Raw genomic sequence first — 20,513 nt, 5'->3', positions numbered from 1 at the left:
GTCAAAAAAGCCGTCTGTCATTCCAACAACAACGGCGTTTGATCAGCATAGACAATCAGGTCGCCACATCCGTTAGCCTGGAGTTCTACACATGCATCCCCGCGTTCTTGAGGTCACCGAACGGCTTATCGCCCGCAGCCGCGCCACGCGTCAGGCTTACCTTGCACTGATTCGCGGTGCTGCTACCGACGGGCCGATGCGCGGCAAGCTGCAATGCGCCAACTTCGCCCACGGCGTGGCCGGGTGCGGCAGCGAAGACAAGCACAGCTTGCGGATGATGAACTCGGCGAACATCGCCATTGTTTCTTCGTATAACGACATGCTCTCGGCGCACCAGCCGTACGAAGTCTTTCCCCAGCAGATCAAAAACGCCTTGCGCGAAATCGGCTCGGTCGGCCAGTTCGCCGGCGGTACGCCGGCAATGTGCGACGGCGTGACCCAGGGCGAGCCGGGCATGGAGCTGAGCCTGCCGAGCCGCGAAGTGATCGCGATGTCCACGGCGGTGGCGCTGTCGCACAACATGTTCGACGGCGCGCTGATGCTCGGCATCTGCGACAAGATCGTTCCAGGCCTGATGATGGGCTCGCTGCGCTTCGGCCATCTGCCGACGATCTTCGTCCCGGGCGGGCCGATGGTTTCGGGAATTTCCAACAAGGAAAAAGCCGACGTTCGGCAGAAATACGCCGAAGGCAAGGCGACCCGCGAAGAGCTGCTGGAGTCGGAGATGAAGTCCTACCACAGCCCGGGCACCTGCACCTTCTATGGCACCGCCAACACCAACCAGTTGTTGATGGAAGTCATGGGCCTGCACTTGCCGGGCGCGTCTTTCGTCAACCCGAACACTCCGCTGCGTGATGCCCTGACCCGCGAAGCCGCGCATCAGGTCACACGCCTTACCAAGCAGAACGGCAACTTCATGCCGATCGGCGAAATCGTCGACGAGAAGGCGCTGGTCAACTCGATCGTCGCGCTGCACGCCACCGGCGGCTCGACCAACCACACCTTGCACATGCCGGCCATCGCCATGGCCGCGGGTATTCAATTGACCTGGCAGGACATGGCCGACCTCTCCGAAGTCGTGCCGACCCTGAGCCACGTCTACCCGAACGGCAAAGCCGACATCAACCACTTCCAGGCCGCTGGCGGTATGTCGTTCCTGATCCGTGAGCTGCTTGAAGCGGGCCTGCTGCACGAAGACGTCAACACCGTGCTCGGCCATGGCTTGAGCCGCTACACCAAAGAGCCGTTCCTCGATAACGGTGAGCTGGTGTGGCGCGAAGGCCCGATCGAAAGCCTCGACGAAAACATCCTGCGCCCGGTTGCCCGTGCATTCTCCGCCGAGGGTGGCTTGCGGGTGATGGAAGGCAACCTCGGTCGCGGGGTGATGAAGGTTTCCGCCGTGGCGCTGGAAAATCAGATTGTCGAAGCACCGGCCATGGTGTTCCAGGATCAGCAGGATCTGGCCGATGCGTTCAAGGCCGGTTTGCTGGAGAAAGATTTTGTCGCGGTGATGCGCTTCCAGGGCCCGCGCTCCAATGGCATGCCGGAACTGCACAAGATGACGCCGTTCCTCGGCGTGCTGCAGGATCGCGGCTTCAAAGTCGCGCTGGTCACCGACGGGCGCATGTCCGGCGCGTCGGGGAAAATCCCGGCGGCGATTCACGTCAGTCCTGAAGCTTATGTCGGTGGTGCTTTGGCGCGGGTGCAAGAGGGCGATATCATCCGCGTCGATGGCGTCAAAGGCACTTTGGAACTCAAGGTCGACGCCGCCGAATTTGCAGCGCGCGGACCTGCCAAAGGCCTGTTGGGCAACAACATCGGCAGCGGTCGCGAACTGTTTGGCTTCATGCGTTTGGCCTTCAGCTCGGCGGAGCAGGGCGCCAGCGCCTTCACTTCTGCCCTGGAGACGCTTAATTGAAACTGGCTTTGGTCGGTGATATCGGAGGCACCAACGCGCGGTTCGCGTTGTGGAAAAACCAGCAACTGCAATCGGTTCAGGTGCTGGCGACAGCCGACCATGCCAGCCCGGAAGAGGCGATCAGCCTGTACCTGAGCGGCCTCGGTCTGGCGCCGGGTTCGATCGGTTCGGTGTGCCTGTCGGTGGCGGGGCCGGTGAGTGGTGATGAATTCAAATTCACCAACAACCACTGGCGCCTGAGCCGCACGGCGTTCTGCAAAACCTTGCAGGTCGAGCAGTTGCTGCTGATCAACGACTTCTCGGCGATGGCGCTGGGCATGACCCGCTTGCAGCCCGGCGAATTCCGTGTGGTCTGCGAAGGCACGCCGGAGCCTTTGCGCCCGGCGGTGGTGATCGGCCCGGGCACCGGCTTGGGCGTCGGCACCTTGCTCGATCTCGGCGAAGGCCGGTTTGCCGCGTTGCCGGGGGAGGGTGGACACGTCGATCTGCCGCTGAGCAGTCCGCGTGAAACCCAGCTCTGGCAGCACATCCACAACGAGATCGGCCACGTCAGCGCCGAGACTGCGTTGAGCGGCGGCGGCTTGCCTCGGGTGTATCGGGCGATCTGCGCGGTGGATGGGTATGAGCCGACACTCGATACGCCGGAAGCGATCACCGCAGCCGGCCTGGCTGGCGATCCGATCGCGCTGGAAGTGCTGGAACAATTCTGCTGCTGGCTCGGTCGTGTGGCGGGCAACAACGTGCTGACCACCGGTGGTCGTGGCGGCGTGTACATCGTAGGCGGGGTGATTCCGCGCTTTGCCGACTTCTTCGTCAACAGCGGTTTCGCCCGCAGCTTCGCCGACAAGGGCTGCATGAGCGATTACTTCAAGGGCATTCCGGTGTGGCTGGTGACGGCGCCGTATTCCGGGTTGGTGGGTGCCGGTGTCGCACTGGAACAAGCAATCCCGACCTGAAATGCAATCCAATTGTGGGAGCGAGCCTTTTTGGCGAGGGGATTCATCCCCGATGGCCTGCGAAGCAGGCCCGGTTTTTCCAGGGTCGCTGCGCAACCCATCGGGGATAAATCCCCTCACCACAGGTTTGTTCCCACAGTGGTTCTGTGGTGTTTGCAAGTTCGATGCTTAAGGCATAATCCGCCCCAATTCCAACAACAAGGATGCCTTCGAAGTGAGCTCAGTCAACAAGTCGATATTGTTGGTCGATGACGACCAGGAAATACGCGAGTTGCTGGAAACCTACCTGACCCGCGCCGGGTTTCAGGTGCGGGCCACCGCCGATGGCGCCAGTTTCCGCCAGGCACTCAACGAGGCGCCGAGCGATCTGGTGATCCTCGATGTGATGCTGCCCGATGAAGACGGTTTCAGCCTGTGCCGGTGGGTGCGCCAGCATCCGCGCCAGGCGCAGGTGCCGATCATCATGCTCACCGCCAGTTCCGACGAAGCCGACCGGGTAATCGGGCTGGAGCTCGGCGCTGACGACTACCTCGGCAAACCTTTCAGCCCCCGCGAACTGCAAGCCCGAATCAAGGCGCTGCTGCGTCGCGCGCAGTTCGGTCAGGAACGCAGCGGTAGCGACGTACTGGCCTTCGACGAGTGGCGGCTGGACATGGTCAGTCATCGACTGTTCCACACCGACGGCGAAGAGGTGATTCTCTCCGGTGCCGACTTTGCGCTGCTGAAGTTGTTTCTCGATCATCCGCAGGAAATTCTCGACCGCGACACCATCGGCAACGCCACCCGTGGCCGTGACCTGATGCCGCTCGACCGGATTGTCGACATGGCCGTCAGCCGCTTGCGCCAACGTCTGCGCGATACAGAAAAACCGCCACGACTGATCCGCACCGTGCGCGGCAGCGGCTACCAACTGGCAGCCAATGTGGTTGCCGGCAATGCTCACTGAGTCGCTGCGCCGGCTCGCCAGCAAGGTGCCGGTGCCGCGTTCGCTGCTTGGGCGGATGCTGCTGCTGACCTTGTTGGCGGTGTTGTTTGCGCAGACGTTGTCGAGCGTGATCTGGGTCTCGCAACTGCGCGCCACCCAGCTCGAAGGCCTGGTCACCAGCGCCCGCAGCCTGGCCCATTCGATGACCGCCAGCGTCAGCTATTTCCGCTCGTTGCCGGTGGCGTACCGGCCGCTGGTACTCGACCAGTTGCGCAGCATGGGCGGCACCCGTTTTGTGGTGACGCTCAACGACAAGCCGCTGGGTATGGACGTGCTGCCGATCACCCCGCGCAAGGCTGCGGTGATTCAAGCGGTGGACGAAGTGTTGCGCCAGTCGCTGGGCCACGATACCGATATCTCGGTAACCTTCGTCAGCCCCGAGGATCTGCGGATCTTCAATGCCGGGCTGAAACTCGATGAGCTGCCGCGCTCGTGGGCGCATTACGCACTGACGCTGGAACCGGTGAATCCGCCGGTGCTGGTCACGCAGATTCAAATGGCGCCGGGCGAATGGCTGTACATCGCCTCGTTGCTGCCCGAACCCTACACCAGTCTCGAAGAGCAAGGCCTGCCGGCACAGCAGGTGTGGTTCATCGTCCTCACCAGCGGCTTTTTGCTGCTGTTCATCGGCCTGCTGGTGCACTGGCAGAGCCGGCCGCTCAAGCGTCTGGCGCGGGCGGCGCGGGATCTGTCGCTGGGTGCCGATGTCGAGCCGGTGGCCGAGGGCGGCGGCAGCGAAGTGGTGGAAGTGGGCCGTGCGTTCAACACCATGCGCGAACGCATCAGCCGTTACCTGACCGAACGCAGCCAGTTGTTCAGCGCGATTTCCCATGACCTGCGCACGCCGATTACCCGCCTGCGCTTGCGAGTCGAACTGCTCGAAGACGAGAAGTTGCAGGCCAAGTTCGGTCGCGATCTGGATGAACTGGAGTTGTTGGTCAAAGGCGCGCTGCAGTGCGTGAAAGACACCGACATCCACGAGAACATCGAGCCGGTGGATCTCAATCATGTGCTCGACTGCCTGGTGGAACCGTACCTGGCGCCCAACGGCAATGGCCGCGTGACCCAGCAGGGCAAGGCGCTGGCGGCGTATCCAGGCAAACCTCTGGCGTTGAAGCGCTGCATCGGCAACCTGATCGACAACGCATTGAAGTACGGACAAAACGCACATCTGCACATCGATGACGATGAGCGCGCGTTTGTCCTGCACGTCGACGACGAAGGCCCAGGGGTGCCGGAGCAGCGGCTGGAGCAGGTGTTCGAGCCGCACTTTCGCTTGGCCGGGCAGCAGCAGGGTTATGGTCTCGGTTTGGGCATTGCGCGCAACATTGCTCACAGCCATGGCGGTGAGGTGACGTTGCAGAATTTGCGTGAGGGCGGGTTGCGCGTGACCCTGCAGTTGCCGCGTTCGGCGGATTAGATCAAAAGAGCCCCTCACCCTAGCCCTCTCCCGGAGGGAGAGGGGACTGACCGAGTTGTCTTGCGTCATACATCGACCTGAAACACCGTGTCGATTATGGATTCGCTGAAAAACTTTCAGGTCGGCGTAACTCTTCAATACCCCTCGGTCGGCCCCCTCTACCTCTGGGAGAGGGCTGGGGTGAGGGGTTGCTCTTTGTCACAGCCTGGTGACAAACCCCGCCCCCTTCGTTACAAGCCCACCCCGACCCGTTGTTTAGACTCCCCGCAGTCATAACAACAAAAAAGGGCCACTCATGGACACCTTTCACCCAGACTTCAGCAGTTGGCTGAATGCCCCTGCCCACCAGCAATGGCTCGCCGACGAAGGTCTGCGCCTGCTGGCATTCGCCAGAGCGGCAAAACTGCCCGAAGGTTTCGGCAACCTCGACGAACGCGGCCATCTGCCGGCGCATGCGCAAGCCGAAACCATGAACACCGCGCGCATGACCCATAGTTTCGCCATGGCCCATATTCAGGGGCTGCCGGGGTTTGCCGAACTGGTCGATCACGGCATCGCGGCCCTGCGCGGCCCGTTGCGGGATGCGCTGCACGGCGGCTGGTTTGCGGTCGCTGAACACCGCGATGGCAACACCGGCAAGAACGCCTATCTGCATGCCTTTGTCGCGCTCGCGGCCAGCTCGGCGGTGGTCGCGCAGCGTCCCGGCGCCCAGGCGCTGCTGGATGACGCGATCGACATCATCGACACCTATTTCTGGAGCGAAGAAGAGGGCGCCATGCGCGAATTCTTCAATCGCGACTGGCGCGAAGAAGAGGCCTATCGCGGCGCCAACAGCAACATGCACGCCACCGAAGCGTTCCTCGCGCTGGCCGATGTCACTGAAGATCCGCGCTGGCTGGTACGTGCGCAGCGCATCGTCGAGCGGGTGATCCACGGTCACGCCGCCGCCAACGGCTACATGGTCATCGAGCATTTCGACCGCGACTGGCAACCGCTGCGCGAGTACAACCACGACAATCCCGCTGACGGCTTCCGCCCTTACGGCACCACCCCGGGCCACGGTTTCGAGTGGGCGCGGCTGCTGTTGCATCTGGAAGCGGCGCGGGTCCAGGCCGGGATGCTCACGCCGGGCTGGCTGGCGACCGACGCGCAAAAACTCTTCGAGCAGAACTGCCGACACGGCTGGGACGTCGATGGCGCCCCGGGGATCGTCTACACCCTCGACTGGGGCAACAAAGCCGTGGTGCGTCATCGCTTGCATTGGACCCATGCCGAGGCCAGCGCGGCGGCCAGCGCCTTGCTCAAACGCACCGGTGATGCGCAATACGAAACCTGGTACCGGCGGTTCTGGGAATTCTGTGAAGGCCATTTCATCGATCGCTGCGACGGCAGCTGGCATCACGAACTCGATCCGCAAAACCGTCCGAGCGCCGATATCTGGCCGGGCAAACCCGATCTGTATCATGCCTGGCAGGCGGTATTGATCCCTCGTCTACCCTTGTCACCGAGTATGGCGACAGCTCTGGCGCAAATATCCCGGCCTGTTCCTGTGTAACCATGTGGTGACATTTGCGCGTCCCTTCGTTACCTGCGAAGGGAATCGCCCTGTTTAAACTCCTGTGCAGCGCAAGCACCAGACTTGCATGCATAACAACAAGAAAGGTACATCTCAGATGAATGCGATTTCTCGCCTCGCTACTGTCATTTCTGTCGCCTCCCTGTTCCCGCTCGCAATTCTGCCTCTCAGTGTTTCCGCTGCCGAATCCAAAGGTTCGGTCGAAGTCGTGCACTGGTGGACGTCCGGTGGCGAAAAAGCCGCTGTCGATGTGCTCAAGGCGCAAGTTGAAAAAGACGGTTTCACCTGGAAAGACGGCGCTGTCGCCGGCGGTGGCGGTGCCACGGCCATGACCGTGCTGAAAAGCCGCGCCGTTGCCGGTAACCCGCCGGGTGTCGCCCAGATCAAGGGCCCGGACATCCAGGAGTGGGCTTCCACCGGTCTGCTCGACACCGACGTCCTGAAGGACGTGGCCAAAGAAGAGAAGTGGGACAGCCTGCTCGACAAGAAAGTCTCCGATACCGTGAAGTACGACGGTGATTACGTGGCCGTACCGGTGAACATTCACCGGGTGAACTGGCTGTGGATCAACCCGGAAGTCTTCAAAAAGGCCGGCATCACCAAGAACCCGACCACCCTCGAAGAATTCTACGCCGCCGGCGACAAGCTCAAGGCTGCGGGCTTCATCCCGCTGGCCCACGGCGGTCAGCCTTGGCAGGACAGCACCGTGTTCGAAGCCGTGGTGCTCTCGGTCATGGGCGTTGATGGCTACAAAAAAGCCCTGGTCGATCTGGACAACAAAGCGCTGACCGGTCCGGAAATGGTCAAGGCGCTGACCGAGCTGAAGAAAGTCGCGACCTACATGGACCAGGACGGCAAGGGTCAGGACTGGAACCTGGAAGCGGCCAAGGTCATCAACGGCAAGGCCGGCATGCAGATCATGGGTGACTGGGCCAAGTCCGAATGGACCGCCGCCAAGAAAGTCGCCGGCAAGGACTACGAGTGCGTAGCGTTCCCTGGCACCGACAAGGCATTCACCTACAACATCGACTCCCTCGCGGTGTTCAAGCAGAAAGACAAAGGCACTGCGGCCGGTCAGCAGGACATCGCCAAAGTCGTGCTGGGTGAAAACTTCCAGAAAGTCTTCAGCATCAACAAAGGCTCGATCCCGGTACGTAACGACATGTTGAACAACATGGACAAACTCGGTTTCGACTCTTGCGCGCAGACCGCTGCCAAGGACTTCCTGGCAGACGCCAAGTCCGGTGGCCTGCAGCCGAGCATGGCGCACAACATGGCGACCACGCTGGCGGTGCAGGGCGCGTTCTTTGATGTCGTGACCAACTACATCAACGACCCGAAAGCCGACCCGGCCGATGCGGCCAAGAAACTGGGCGCGGCGGTTCAGTCGGCCAAGTAATCCTTGGCCCCTGTAGGAGTGAGCCTGCTCGCGATAGTGATCTGTCAGGTAAAGGATTCATCAACTGACACACCGCAATCGCGAGCAGGCTCACTCCTACAAGGGGAATGCCCTCGTACATAATTATTCTGGATTTCCCCATGAGTTCTGTTGCTGTGTTCAGCAAAGCCTCGCCGTTCGATGCACTGCAGCGCTGGCTACCGAAACTGGTGCTGGCGCCGAGCATGTTCATCGTGCTGGTGGGCTTCTATGGCTACATCCTGTGGACGTTCGTGCTGTCGTTCACCACCTCGACGTTCCTGCCCAACTACAAGTGGGCCGGCCTGGCGCAATACGCGCGGCTGTTCGACAACGATCGCTGGTGGGTGGCGAGCAAGAACCTTGCAGTGTTCGGTGGCATGTTCATCGGCATCACCCTGGTGATCGGTGTGCTGCTGGCAGTGTTCCTCGACCAGCGCATCCGTCGCGAAGGCTTTATCCGCACCATTTACCTGTACCCGATGGCACTCTCGATGATCGTCACCGGTACCGCGTGGAAATGGCTGCTCAACCCGGGCATGGGCTTGGACAAATTATTGCGTGACTGGGGCTGGGAAGGCTTCCGTCTGGACTGGCTGATCGACCCGGATCGCGTGGTGTACTGCCTGGTGATCGCTGCTGTGTGGCAAGCCTCGGGCTTCATCATGGCAATGTTCCTTGCCGGCCTGCGTGGGGTCGATCAGTCGATCATTCGTGCCGCGCAGATCGATGGCGCGAGCATGCCGACCATCTACTGGAAAGTCGTGCTGCCAAGCCTGCGTCCGGTGTTCTTCAGTGCGGTGATGATTCTGGCGCACATCGCGATCAAGAGCTTCGACCTGGTCGCGGCGATGACGGCGGGTGGCCCGGGTTATTCCTCCGACCTGCCGGCGATGTTCATGTACTCCTTCACCTTCAGTCGCGGCCAGATGGGCATGGGCTCGGCCAGTGCGATTCTGATGCTCGGTGCGATTCTCGCGATCATCGTGCCTTACCTGTACTCCGAGCTGAGGACCAAGCGTAATGACTAGTCTCGCTGCCAAACCCGCTTTCAGCCTGAGTCGCGTCGCGATCTACGCGGTGCTGATCCTCGCGGTCCTGCTGTACCTGATTCCGCTGGTGGTGATGCTGCTGACCAGTTTCAAGACCCCGGAAGACATCAGCACCGGCAACCTGCTCAGTTGGCCGACCGTGGTCAGCGGCATCGGCTGGGTCAAGGCCTGGGCCACGGTGGACGGCTACTTCTGGAACTCGATCAAGATCACCGTGCCGGCCGTGGTCATCTCCACTGCCATCGGCGCGTTGAACGGCTACGTGCTGTCGTTCTGGCGCTTCCGCGGTTCGCAGCTGTTCTTCGGTCTGCTGCTGTTCGGCTGCTTCCTGCCGTTCCAGACCGTGCTGCTGCCAGCCTCGTTCACCCTCGGCAAGATGGGCCTGGCGAGCACCACCACCGGCCTGGTCTTCGTTCACGTGGTCTATGGTCTGGCGTTTACCACGCTGTTTTTCCGTAACTACTACGTGAGCATTCCCGATGCGCTGATCAAGGCTGCACGGCTGGATGGCGCGGGTTTCTTCACGATTTTCCGGCAGATCATTCTGCCGATGTCGACCCCGATCATCATGGTTTGCCTGATCTGGCAGTTCACCCAGATCTGGAACGACTTCCTGTTCGGTGTGGTGTTCTCCAGCGGTGATTCGCAACCGATCACGGTGGCGCTGAACAACCTGGTCAACACCAGCACCGGCGCCAAGGAATACAACGTGGATATGGCAGCGGCGATGATCGCCGGCCTGCCGACCCTGCTGGTCTATGTGGTCGCAGGCAAGTATTTCGTGCGCGGGCTGACGGCCGGCGCAGTCAAGGGGTAATCATGGCAACGCTCGAACTTCGCAACGTCAACAAGACCTACGGTGCCGGCCTGCCGGACACCCTGAAGAACATCGAACTGTCGATCAAGGACGGTGAGTTCCTGATCCTGGTCGGCCCGTCGGGCTGCGGCAAATCGACCCTGATGAACTGCATCGCCGGCCTCGAGACCATCACCGGTGGCGCGATCATGATCGGCGATCAGGACGTCAGCGGCATGAGCCCGAAGGATCGCGACATCGCCATGGTGTTCCAGTCCTACGCGCTGTACCCGACCATGAGCGTGCGCGAGAACATCGAGTTCGGTCTGAAGATCCGCAAGATGAGCCAGTCGGCGATCGACGAAGAAGTCGCGCGCGTGGCCAAGCTGCTGCAGATCGAACACTTGCTCAACCGCAAGCCGGGCCAGCTCTCCGGTGGTCAGCAACAGCGCGTGGCGATGGGCCGTGCGTTGGCGCGTAGGCCGAAGATCTATCTGTTCGACGAACCGCTGTCGAACCTCGACGCCAAGCTGCGCGTCGAGATGCGTACCGAAATGAAACTGATGCACCAGCGCCTGAAAACCACCACGGTCTACGTGACCCACGACCAGATCGAAGCGATGACCCTGGGCGACAAAGTGGCGGTGATGAAGGACGGGATCATTCAGCAGTTCGGCACGCCGAAAGAGATCTACAACGACCCGGCCAACCTGTTTGTCGCAAGCTTCATCGGTTCGCCGCCGATGAACTTCATTCCGCTGCGCCTGCAACGCAAGGACGGTCGTCTGCTGGCACTGCTTGACAGCGGCCAGGCGCGTTGCGAGTTGCCGATGAGCATGCAGGATGCAGGGCTGGAAGATCGCGAAGTGATCCTCGGCCTGCGCCCGGAACAGATCGTTCTGGCGAACGGCGAGGGCAATGGTCTGCCGAGCATCAAGGCGGAAGTGCAGGTCACCGAGCCGACCGGTCCGGACACCCTGGTGTTCGTCAACCTGAATGAAACCAAAGTCTGCTGCCGCCTGGCGCCGGACGTGGCACCGCAGGTGGGCGAGACCCTGACCCTGCAATTCGATCCGTCGAAAGTGTTGTTGTTCGATGCCAAGACTGGCGAGCGTCTGGGGACTGCGGGGCAACCGAAGACCGAAGCGCACGGCGCCAACGTCGCCCAGTTCAAGGGGCGCTGAAGATCAAAAATGTGGGAGCGGGCTTGCTCGCGAAAACGGAGTGTCAGGCAGCACACATGGCGACTGACATGACGCCTTCGCGAGCAAGCCCGCTCCCACAGGGGAAAAGTGGTGTTCGGCCTGTCGAGCATCGCAATTTATGTAAACCGCGTTGGAAAAAAACAGTTAATAACAATAAAGACGAGGATGTAGGGATGAAAAAGAAACACGTCAATGCCCGGTTGATCTGCCAAGTGTCAGCTGCGGCGGCATTGGTGCTGGCCGGTAACGCCATGGCGGCGGATGCCTTCAGCTCCGACTCGAAATGGATGACCGGTGACTGGGGTGGCGAGCGGACCAAGCTGATCGAGCAAGGTATCGACATCAAGGCTGACTACGTTGGGGAAATGGGCGCCAACCTGCATGGCGGCTACAACGACGACAAGACCGGTCGCTACAGCGATCAGTTCGGTCTGGGCGTGGCGCTGGACCTGCAAAAACTCTGGGGCTGGGACAACACTCAGGCCAAGATCCAGTTGACCAACCGTAACGGGCAAAACATCTCCAACGATCGCGTTGGCGATCCGCGTGCCGGCACTCTGTCGTCGTCGCAGGAAGTCTACGGTCGTGGCCACATGGTGCGTCTGACCCAGTTGTGGATTCAGCACCAGTTCTTCGATAACAAGCTCGACGTCAAGGCCGGTTACTTCGGTGAAGGCGAAGACTTCAACACCTTCCCGTGCGACTTCCAGAACCTGGCGTTCTGCGGCTCGCAAGTGGGTAACTGGGCGACCAACATCTGGTACAACTGGCCCGTCAGCCAGGCCGCGATCCGTGTGAAGTACAACATCAACGACGAGCTCTACGCGCAGATCGGTGCTTACAACCAGAACCCGTCGCAACTGGAACACGGCAACGGCTTCAAGCTCAGCGGCAGCGGCACCAAAGGGACTGTTCTGCCAGTCGAACTGGTCTGGTCGCCGAAGGTCAACAGCCTGCCGGGCGAATACCGCGTCGGTTACTACAAGAGCACGGCTAACGCCAATGACGTCCGTGAAGACGTCAACGGCTTCGACGCTGCAACCACTGGCGACGCGTACAAGACCCACAGCAGCAAACACGGCTACTGGTTCGTCGCGCAGCAGCAACTCACCAGCCACAACGGTGATGCTTCGCGCGGTCTGAACATCGCCGCCAACGCGACCTTCCACGACAAGGACACCAACTTCATCGACAACTACCAGTCGGTGATGTTTGTCTACAAGGGCCCGTTCGACGCGCGTCCTAAAGATGACGTCGGCATTGGTGCGGCGCGTATCCACGTCAACGATGACGTGAAGAAAAACGCCGAGTTCCTGAATGCGTCCAACGGTGTTTCGGACTACGACAATCCGGTGTTCTCGCCGATTCGTGAAACCGAATACAACTACGAGATCAACTACGGCTTCCACGTCACCAACTGGCTGACCGTACGTCCTAACCTGCAGTACATCACTCACCCGGGTGGTGTGGATGCAGTGGACAACGCTTTGGTCGCCGGTCTGAAAATTCAGTCTACGTTCTAACGCTGTTGCGATAAGCTCCTCTCTATGTGCGCATATTTGCGGACAGCCAAGGCTGTCCGCTTTTTTTTGCGATAGACGTCCGATGTTATACCTGTGGCGAGGGGATTTATCCCCGATGGGGCGCGAAGCGGCCCTGAACCCATTGCATACGATATGTCAGTGGGAAAACGGTTGCAGGTTTGGGTTTGCTTCGCAACCCATCGGGGATAAATCCCCTCGCCACAGGGTTCACTCTCACTGAGCACAAAGGTAATTGAGTACCCCCATGATTTTCAGGACCGTGGCCAATGCATGAGCATCCGCTGCAACGCTTCTTCAAATCCCTGCGCGAACGACCGGTGTTTGCCTGGGAGCGCTATCAGATGCGCGATGTGCTGGTGATCGACCATCCGCTGTGTCAGGCGGTGTTCAGTCGGCAGGGCGCGCAGTTGCTGCACTTTCAGCCGCGCGGGCAGAAACCGTGGTTGTGGTGTGCGGCGAAGTGGCCGCACGTTGGCGCCATTCGTGGCGGCGTGCCGGTGTGCTGGCCGTGGTATGGCCGCCATCCGAGCGAAAACGCCTGGCCATCTCATGGCTGGGCGCGGCTGCTCGACTGGAAATTGCTCGACAGCAGCAGCGCCGAAGACGGCGTGCGACTGCATTGGCAATTGCAGCTGTGCGATTGGCAGGTTGACCTGCACGCGCACCTCGGTGAGCGCATGGAATTACGCCTGAGCACCGAGCATCAGGACGACATGCCGTGCCAATTGAGCCAGGCTTTGCACGCTTACTGGCGTATTGGTGATGTCGGTGAGATAGCGCTGTCTGGGCTCGAAGGTGCGCAGGGTTATGACCAACTGAGTCGCCAGTCCTGTCAGCAGGAAGGCGAGTTGCGCGTCGATGGCGGCTGTCAGCGGGTGTTCCAGCACGACGGCGAATTACAGCTCAAGGATCACGCCTGGCAGCGCGAGTTGTGCATCGATACCGGTGATAGCGGCGACACGGTGGTCTGGCATCCTGGCTCGCGCCCCCTGTTGGGCGTGAGCTGGGATGAAGTGACGGAGTTTGTCTGTGTCGAAGCGGCGGCGGGCGGTACCGATAGCCTGCATCTGGCGCCGGGGGAGAAGGCGCATTTGAGTTTGCAGGCGTGGGCGGCGGCTTGAGTGCGTCAAGTTCACCGCTACCCTCACCCTAGCCCTCTCCCGGAGGGAGAGGGGACCGAATCGGGGATATTCGAGAGATTCACCGACCTGAACGAATGTCGGTGAATCCATAATCGACTCGGTGTTTCAGGTCGATGTACCGCGCAAGACACCTCGGTCGGCTCCCTCTCCCTCCGGGAGAGGGCTGGGGTGAGGGTGCTTCTGATCTTTAGTTGAATTCATCCCCAACCGGGTACCGGCTGGCATTCAAGCTCTCTTTGATCTTGCGCAGATGCGGCTGGAAATCCACCCCGCGACGCAGCGTCATGCCGGTCGCTAGCACATCCAGCACCGTCAACTGAATGATCCGCGAAGTCATCGGCATATAGATGTCGGTGTCTTCCGGCAGCGGAATGTTCAGGCTCAGGGTACTGGCCTTGGCCAGCGGTGAATTCTCGGCGGTCAGGCCAAGCACCGAAGCGCCGTTTTCCCGGGCGATGCGCGCCACTTCCACCAGTTCGCGGGTGCGGCCGGTGTAGGAAATGATCACGAACAGTTCACCGGTATGCGCCACCGAAGCAATCATCCGCTGCATCAGCACATCGGCATGCGCGGTGACCGCCAGGTTGAAACGGAAGAACTTGTGCTGCGCATCCAGCGCCACCGGGGCCGAAGCACCGAGACCGAAGAAGTGGATCTGCCGCGCCTGAATCAACAGGTCGACGGCGCGGCTGATCAGGTTCGGGTCGAGCGCCTGGCAAGCGCTGTCCAGCGAGGCGATGGCGCTGCCGAAAATCTTCTGCGTGTACGCCTCGGGATTGTCATCGGCCTCCACCGCGCGGCTGACATATGCCGCGCCACTGGCCAGGCTTTGCGCCAGTTGCAGCTTGAGTTCAGGGTAGCCGCTGACACCGAACGAACGGCAGAAGCGGTTGACCGTCGGCTCGCTCACCGATGCGGCCTGGGCGAGGGCGGCGATGCTGAAGCGGGTGGCCTGCTGCGGGTTGAGCAGGATCACCTCGGCGACTTTGCGTTCGGCCTTGTTCAGCTCTTCAAGGCGACTCTGGATCTGTTCCAGTAAATTTCGCACGCGGTCCATATGGAATTCCTAATTCACCTGCGCAAAGGTGCGCCGGGCTATGCAAATTGGGCCTTTGATGTGGCCCGTAACGGTGGCCTATCCTACTGGTGGCTCCGACCGACCACCACTCGGAATCTGTATTTTGCGAAAATGTTGTGGTTATTACTACATTTTCCCTTGAGTGATGCCTTGAAAAAAGGTATTTGTAGCTTAACTTGATAAAAGAACAAACATCATGCCTTCGATTACGGTTGAACCGTGCACCTTTGCCTTGTTCGGCGCTCTGGGCGATCTGGCCCTGCGCAAGCTGTTTCCTGCCCTTTATCACCTCGATGGCGCCGACCTGTTGCACGAAGACACGCGCATCATCGCGCTGGCCCGTGAACCCGGTTCCGAGCAGCAGCACCTGGCGTTCATCGCCGCCGAATTGCGCCGTTACGTCGGCAAAGAGCTGGACGAGGCCGTGGCCGAGCGCTTTCTGGCGCGCCTGAGCTACCTGCACGTCGACTTCCTCAAGGCTGAAGACTATGTGGCGCTGGCCGAAGCGACCGGCAGCGCGCAACGCATGATTGCCTACTTCGCCACACCGGCAGCGGTGTACGGCGCGATCTGCGAGAACCTGGCGAAAGTCGGTCTGGCAGAAAACACCCGTGTGGTCCTGGAAAAGCCGATCGGCTCCGATCTGGAATCCTCGCGCAAGGTGAATGACGCCGTGGCCCAGTTCTTCCCGGAGAACCGCACCTACCGCATCGACCACTACCTGGGCAAAGAGACCGTCCAGAACCTGATCGCCCTGCGTTTCGCCAACAGTCTGTTCGAAACCCAGTGGAACCAGAATTACATCTCCCACGTGGAAATCACCGTGGCCGAGAAGGTCGGTATCGAGGGCCGTTGGGGCTACTTCGACAAGGCCGGCCAGCTGCGCGACATGATCCAGAACCATCTGCTGCAGCTGCTGTGCCTGATCGCCATGGACCCGCCGGCCGACCTGTCCGCCGACAGCATCCGTGACGAAAAGGTAAAAGTGCTCAAGGCGCTGGCACCGATCAGCCCGGAAGGCCTGACCACTCAGGTGGTGCGCGGCCAGTACATCGCCGGGCACAGCGAAGGCAAGTCCGTGCCGGGCTACCTCGAAGAGCCGAATTCCAACACCCAGAGCGACACCGAAACCTTCGTCGCCCTGCGTGCCGACATCCGCAACTGGCGTTGGGCCGGTGTGCCGTTCTACCTGCGCACCGGCAAGCGCATGCCGCAGAAACTGTCGCAGATCGTCATCCACTTCAAGGAACCGTCGCACTACATTTTCGCGCCGGAACAGCGCCTGCAGATCAGCAACAAACTGATCATCCGTCTGCAACCGGACGAAGGCATTTCCTTGCGGGTGATGACCAAGGAGCAGGGTCTGGACAAGGGCATGCAACTGCGCAGCGGGCCGCTGCAACTGAATTTCTCCGACACCTGGCGCAGCGCGCGGATCCCCGATGCCTACGAGCGGTTGTTGCTGGAAGTGATGAACGGCAATCAGAACCTGTTTGTCCGTAAAGATGAAATCGAAGCCGCGTGGAAGTGGTGTGACCAGTTGATCGCCGGCTGGAAGAAGTCCGGTGACGCGCCCAAGCCGTATGCGGCCGGGTCGTGGGGGCCGATGAGCTCGATTGCACTGATCACGCGGGACGGGAGGTCGTGGTATGGCGATATCTGATGTGAAACTGCCCGCGGGCGTGAATGCCCACGAATTCAAGAGCCCGGTGCTGTTGGCCGAAGGTCTGGCGCTGAACGTCGCCAAGCAGTTGAGCGATGCCATCGCTGCACGCGGCAACGCGGTGCTGGTGGTCTCAGGCGGTCGCAGCCCAGTGGCGTTTTTTCAGCACCTGGCCAAGCAGGAGCTGGATTGGTCGAAGGTCGTCGTGACCCTCGCCGACGAACGCTGGGTACCGGTCGAACACGCCGACAGCAACGCCGGCCTGCTCAAGCAGTATCTGCTCAAAGGCCCGGCCGCCAAGGCGCAGTTCCTCAGCCTCTACAGCGCGGCGGCCAACGTCGAGCAGGCTGCGGAACAGGCCGACCGTCTGCTCGCGGAATTGCCGCCGATCGACGTGCTGGTGCTGGGCATGGGCGATGACGGTCACACCGCGTCGCTGTTCCCCGACAGCCCGAACCTGACTGAAGCCTTGCAGGCTGACGGCAGCCGTCGCTGCTGGCCGATGCTGGCGCCGAGTGTGCCGCGTCAACGCCTGACCATGAGCCGCGCGCTGCTGGCTTCGGCGAAGCACAAGATTCTGTCGATTTCCGGTCAGTCGAAACTGACCACTCTGAATGCCGCACTGGCATCCGACGACGTCGCGGCCATGCCGGTGCGCGCGTTTCTGCAACCTACGTTAGAGATTTACTGGTGCCCATGAGCCAAGGATCAGCCGCTATGAAAAATCCATCCCCGACCGTTTCCATGGCGGACAAAGTTGCCCTGATCGACAGCCTCTGCGCCAAGGCGCGGATCCTGCCAGTGATCACCATCGCCCGTGAACAGGACGTGCTGCCACTGGCCGACGCTCTGGCCGCCGGTGGCCTGACCGCGCTGGAAGTGACCCTGCGTTCGCAGTTCGGGCTCAAGGCGATCCAGATCCTGCGTGAGCAGCGTCCGGAACTGGTGACCGGTGCCGGCACCGTGCTTGATCGCAACATGCTTGCAGCAGCGGAAGCGGCGGGTTCGCAATTCATCGTCACCCCGGGCATCACCCGTGACCTGCTCGAAGCCAGCGTCGACAGCCCGATTCCGCTGCTGCCGGGCATCAGCAACGCCTCTGGCATCATGGAAGGCTATGGCCTGGGCTATCGCCGCTTCAAGCTGTTCCCGGCGGAAGTCAGCGGTGGCGTGGCAGCGATCAAGGCGCTAGGCGGCCCGTTCGGCGAAGTGAAATTCTGCCCGACCGGTGGCGTCGGCCCGGCCAACATCAAGAGCTACATGGCGCTGAAAAACGTCATGTGCGTGGGCGGTAGCTGGATGCTCGATCCCGAATGGATCAAGAACGGCGACTGGGCGCGCATTCAGGAATGCACCGCCGAGGCCCTGGCGCTGCTGGACTAAACGTTTTACCTGACACTTCGTTGTGTGTTCTACGGCTTTACGGTGCGCTTGGTCGGTGCACCGTTTTTTTTTGCCCGGCAAAAATACTCATGGAAACGGCGCGACACATAGTTACCGCACCGCGGGGCTCGTGCGCCGTTAATCTGCGTTCATCTTATGGAAAAGAGAACGCGTCATGGAACGAGACACTTCAACCGCACCGTCACCATCGATCTATCAGTTGGCCCCCGAGCAGATCGCCGGGCCGTACTTTCGCAATCCCAAATTGCTGCGGCGCAACATCAGCGAAGGCGCCGAAGGGCTACCCTTGCTGCTGCGCCTGAGCATCGTCGACGCGATGACCGGCCAGCCGGTAAGCGGGGCACTGGTGGACATCTGGCACTGCAATGCACGAGGCGCCTATTCGGGGTGGAGCCGGATCAATCCGGATCTGGAGGTCGACTCCGATGCCATCGGCTCGGTGCCGCGCACCGACGATGACACCTATCTGCGTGGCAGCCAGTTCTGCGATCAGCAGGGGCGGGTGCGCTTCACCACCATCTATCCGGGGTTCTATGCCGGTCGGGCGCTGCACATTCATGTGGCGGTGCGCATGGTCAGCGGCAGTGAATATCTGGAGGAGCGCAACGTGGCCTGGGTCGGTCAGCTGTATTTCCCCGAAGTGGTGTCACGCGCGGTGCTCAATGCCCGTGACTATCGCGGGCGAGCCTCGACACCCTTGAACAATGCCGATGACAGCTACTACAGCAACATGCGCGGCGAAGATTCGACCCTGACCGTGTGGCCGATCGGCCGCGACTCTCACGAGGACGGCTTTTTCGGCCATTTGACCATCGGCATCGACACCTTTGCCGCCTCGTCGCAGATCAAACCCGAGGACTTCGACAAGTACACCGTGTGAACCGATCAACGCAGCTCGTTGAGTGCACGGGTCAGCAACTGCATGTCAGCCGCCGTGGTGGTCAGCCCCGGCGTGATGCGAATGCTCGGCCCGCTCGCTGCGCCGTTGCGTACCACGGTGAACAGGTTGTACTCGTTGAGCAGGCGCTCGACCATTGCCTGTTGATCGGCGTGGCGAGTGAAACGCATCGAGGTGATTCCGCAATACAGGCGCGGATCGTCCGGGGTCATCACCTCGATCCCCGGCAGGTGCCGCACGGCACTCACCCACAGGTTGCGCAGGTAATTGAGCCGGGCGCTTTTGGCCGCAGCGCCGCCGAGCGAACGGTGCTCCTCGAGTGCCAACGGCAGTGACATCAGCGCCGGAATGTTCGGCGTGCTGTACGGCGTGCGGGCGCGTATGTCGGTGGCCGGAAAGTGCATTTCGCCCATGTCCGGATCGATGTCGGCCAGGCGCTGCGGGGCGATGTACAGAAAGCCCAGGGTCAATGGCGCGCCAATCCACTTGTGCAGGTTAAAACCGGCGAAGGCGATGCCCATCGCTTCCAGATTGAACTCGATCTGGCCAAGGGCGTGAGCGCCGTCGAGGATGATGTCCACGCCATGCTGTTTCGCCAGTTCGGCGATGGCCTGCACCGGCATCACCAGACCGGTGCGGTGGGTGACATGGGTCAGGGCCATCAGCTTGAGTTTCGGATAGCGGACGAAGGCTTCGCGGTAACTGTCCAGCAGGCTGTCGAAACTGGCCGGATGCGCATGGTTGATCTCGATCACATCGACGCCGCGATGGCGTGACAGCCAGCGCATCGCGCCCTTGACCGTGTCGTATTCCAGGTCGCTGATCAGCACCTGATCGCCGGGGAGCAGGCGATTGTAATTGCGGATCAGCGATTGCAGCGCATCACTGGCGTTGCGCGTGAAAGCCACGCTCTGCGCGCGCACACCGATGGTCTCGGCCAGTTGTGCACGGATCTCCAGGCTGTCGTGCTGTTCGAAACGCTGGCGCACGTACACCGAGTTGCTGGTGTTGATCATCTCGATATTGCGCTGATAGTCCTCGATCACTGTGCGCGACATGCGCCCGAAGTAACCGTTCTCCAGGTTCAGCGGGCCGGTTTGCGCTTCGTAACGATCGGCGAAGGTTTGCCAGAACGCTTCGTCACGGGCACGGCGGGTGTTATCAGGCATGGTCGAGGCTCTAGGGAGGAGGGCGCTTCAGTGGCGCGGGGCAGGTTTGCCGTGTTTGGCGCGTAGTGGTTCGAGCAGATCCGACAGGCCGTTATGGTCGATTTCCTGCATCAGCGCCAGCAGTCCGCCGAGTTCGCCGTGAGGAAAACCCTCGCGGGCGAACCAGTTGAGGTAAGGCCCCGGCAGGTCGGCAATGATCCGGCCCTTGTACTTGCCGAAGGGCATTTCACGGGTGATCAACAGCTCAAGTTTTTCAGGATTCATCAGTGGCGATCATCTGGATTCAATCA

General features: G+C 61.0%; 18 protein-coding genes. 15 read left to right on the top strand and 3 right to left on the bottom strand.

Features of this window, described 5'->3' with window-relative positions:
* The first annotated feature begins 91 nt into the window (after positions 1 to 91).
* The 11 genes from edd (at position 92) to ACOYXI_RS12555 (ending at position 13,990) form a co-directional block, all read left to right on the top strand.
* The gene (edd, locus tag ACOYXI_RS12605) at positions 92 to 1,918 is read left to right on the top strand and encodes a phosphogluconate dehydratase (protein WP_461674905.1); all 1,827 of its coding nucleotides are present in this window, start codon (positions 92 to 94) and stop codon (positions 1,916 to 1,918) included.
* Positions 1,915 to 2,874, top strand: a complete 960-nt coding sequence (locus ACOYXI_RS12600; protein WP_461674904.1) for a glucokinase — start codon at positions 1,915 to 1,917, stop codon at positions 2,872 to 2,874. The genes edd and ACOYXI_RS12600 overlap by 4 nt, the downstream gene beginning before the upstream one ends.
* A 214-nt stretch (positions 2,875 to 3,088) precedes the next feature.
* Positions 3,089 to 3,820, top strand: a complete 732-nt coding sequence (locus ACOYXI_RS12595; protein ID WP_007917879.1) for a response regulator — start codon at positions 3,089 to 3,091, stop codon at positions 3,818 to 3,820.
* On the top strand, positions 3,810 to 5,279 hold the full coding sequence (locus ACOYXI_RS12590) for an ATP-binding protein (protein WP_134787168.1): 1,470 nt from the start codon (positions 3,810 to 3,812) through the stop codon (positions 5,277 to 5,279). Before ACOYXI_RS12595 ends, ACOYXI_RS12590 begins: the two co-directional genes overlap by 11 nt.
* 295 nt (positions 5,280 to 5,574) lie before the next feature.
* The gene (locus ACOYXI_RS12585; protein WP_461674903.1) at positions 5,575 to 6,834 is read left to right on the top strand and encodes a D-mannose isomerase; all 1,260 of its coding nucleotides are present in this window, start codon (positions 5,575 to 5,577) and stop codon (positions 6,832 to 6,834) included.
* 118 nt (positions 6,835 to 6,952) lie between these two features.
* A complete protein-coding gene (locus ACOYXI_RS12580) occupies positions 6,953 to 8,254 on the top strand; it encodes an ABC transporter substrate-binding protein (protein WP_027612563.1) in 1,302 nt (433 codons plus the stop codon).
* A 140-nt stretch (positions 8,255 to 8,394) separates the two neighbouring features.
* Positions 8,395 to 9,303 (top strand): carbohydrate ABC transporter permease, encoded by a 909-nt coding sequence (locus ACOYXI_RS12575; RefSeq protein WP_007917874.1) that lies wholly within the window; start codon positions 8,395 to 8,397, stop codon positions 9,301 to 9,303.
* Positions 9,296 to 10,141, top strand: coding sequence for a carbohydrate ABC transporter permease (locus ACOYXI_RS12570; RefSeq protein ID WP_007969317.1), 846 nt, complete (start codon positions 9,296 to 9,298; stop codon positions 10,139 to 10,141). Before ACOYXI_RS12575 ends, ACOYXI_RS12570 begins: the two co-directional genes overlap by 8 nt.
* A gap of 2 nt (positions 10,142 to 10,143) precedes the next feature.
* On the top strand, positions 10,144 to 11,304 hold the full coding sequence (locus tag ACOYXI_RS12565; protein WP_097085915.1) for an ABC transporter ATP-binding protein: 1,161 nt from the start codon (positions 10,144 to 10,146) through the stop codon (positions 11,302 to 11,304).
* 194 nt (positions 11,305 to 11,498) lie between these two features.
* A complete protein-coding gene (locus tag ACOYXI_RS12560; RefSeq protein WP_461674902.1) occupies positions 11,499 to 12,848 on the top strand; it encodes a carbohydrate porin in 1,350 nt (449 codons plus the stop codon).
* Positions 12,849 to 13,135: 287 nt separating this feature from the next.
* The gene (locus ACOYXI_RS12555) at positions 13,136 to 13,990 is read left to right on the top strand and encodes a D-hexose-6-phosphate mutarotase (protein ID WP_007969321.1); all 855 of its coding nucleotides are present in this window, start codon (positions 13,136 to 13,138) and stop codon (positions 13,988 to 13,990) included.
* 208 nt (positions 13,991 to 14,198) lie between these two features.
* Here the strand turns inward: ACOYXI_RS12555 and ACOYXI_RS12550 are convergent, their stop codons facing one another.
* Positions 14,199 to 15,059, bottom strand: a complete 861-nt coding sequence (locus ACOYXI_RS12550; protein WP_169842436.1) for a MurR/RpiR family transcriptional regulator — start codon at positions 15,057 to 15,059, stop codon at positions 14,199 to 14,201.
* Positions 15,060 to 15,285: 226 nt separating this feature from the next.
* On the opposite strand from ACOYXI_RS12550, the gene zwf reads away from it, so the two are divergent.
* The 4 genes from zwf (at position 15,286) to ACOYXI_RS12530 (ending at position 19,036) form a co-directional block, all read left to right on the top strand.
* Positions 15,286 to 16,752, top strand: a complete 1,467-nt coding sequence (gene zwf / locus ACOYXI_RS12545) for a glucose-6-phosphate dehydrogenase (RefSeq protein ID WP_135296407.1) — start codon at positions 15,286 to 15,288, stop codon at positions 16,750 to 16,752.
* Positions 16,739 to 17,452, top strand: a complete 714-nt coding sequence (pgl, locus tag ACOYXI_RS12540) for a 6-phosphogluconolactonase (RefSeq protein WP_095137060.1) — start codon at positions 16,739 to 16,741, stop codon at positions 17,450 to 17,452. Before zwf ends, pgl begins: the two co-directional genes overlap by 14 nt.
* 17 nt (positions 17,453 to 17,469) lie before the next feature.
* Positions 17,470 to 18,135 carry a bifunctional 4-hydroxy-2-oxoglutarate aldolase/2-dehydro-3-deoxy-phosphogluconate aldolase gene (locus ACOYXI_RS12535; protein ID WP_003227433.1) on the top strand — a complete coding sequence of 222 codons (666 nt, stop codon included), beginning with the start codon at positions 17,470 to 17,472 and terminating at the stop codon, positions 18,133 to 18,135.
* Between the two features lie 175 nt (positions 18,136 to 18,310).
* On the top strand, positions 18,311 to 19,036 hold the full coding sequence (locus tag ACOYXI_RS12530) for an intradiol ring-cleavage dioxygenase (protein ID WP_098965238.1): 726 nt from the start codon (positions 18,311 to 18,313) through the stop codon (positions 19,034 to 19,036).
* A gap of 5 nt (positions 19,037 to 19,041) precedes the next feature.
* Here ACOYXI_RS12530 and ACOYXI_RS12525 read toward each other — a convergent pair whose 3' ends face one another.
* Together ACOYXI_RS12525 and ACOYXI_RS12520 are read right to left on the bottom strand one after the other, a co-directional pair.
* Positions 19,042 to 20,223: an aminotransferase class V-fold PLP-dependent enzyme gene (locus ACOYXI_RS12525; protein WP_461674901.1), complete on the bottom strand. Its 1,182-nt coding sequence runs from the start codon at positions 20,221 to 20,223 to the stop codon at positions 19,042 to 19,044.
* A gap of 27 nt (positions 20,224 to 20,250) precedes the next feature.
* Positions 20,251 to 20,487: a DUF3820 family protein gene (locus tag ACOYXI_RS12520; RefSeq protein WP_003227425.1), complete on the bottom strand. Its 237-nt coding sequence runs from the start codon at positions 20,485 to 20,487 to the stop codon at positions 20,251 to 20,253.
* Positions 20,488 to 20,513 lie beyond the last annotated feature (26 nt).

The sequence above is a fragment of the Pseudomonas sp. G3-19 genome (genome assembly GCF_054855875.1).
The sequence above is the reverse complement of the archived record's forward strand: the minus strand, read 5'-3'. Positions and strand labels throughout refer to the sequence as shown.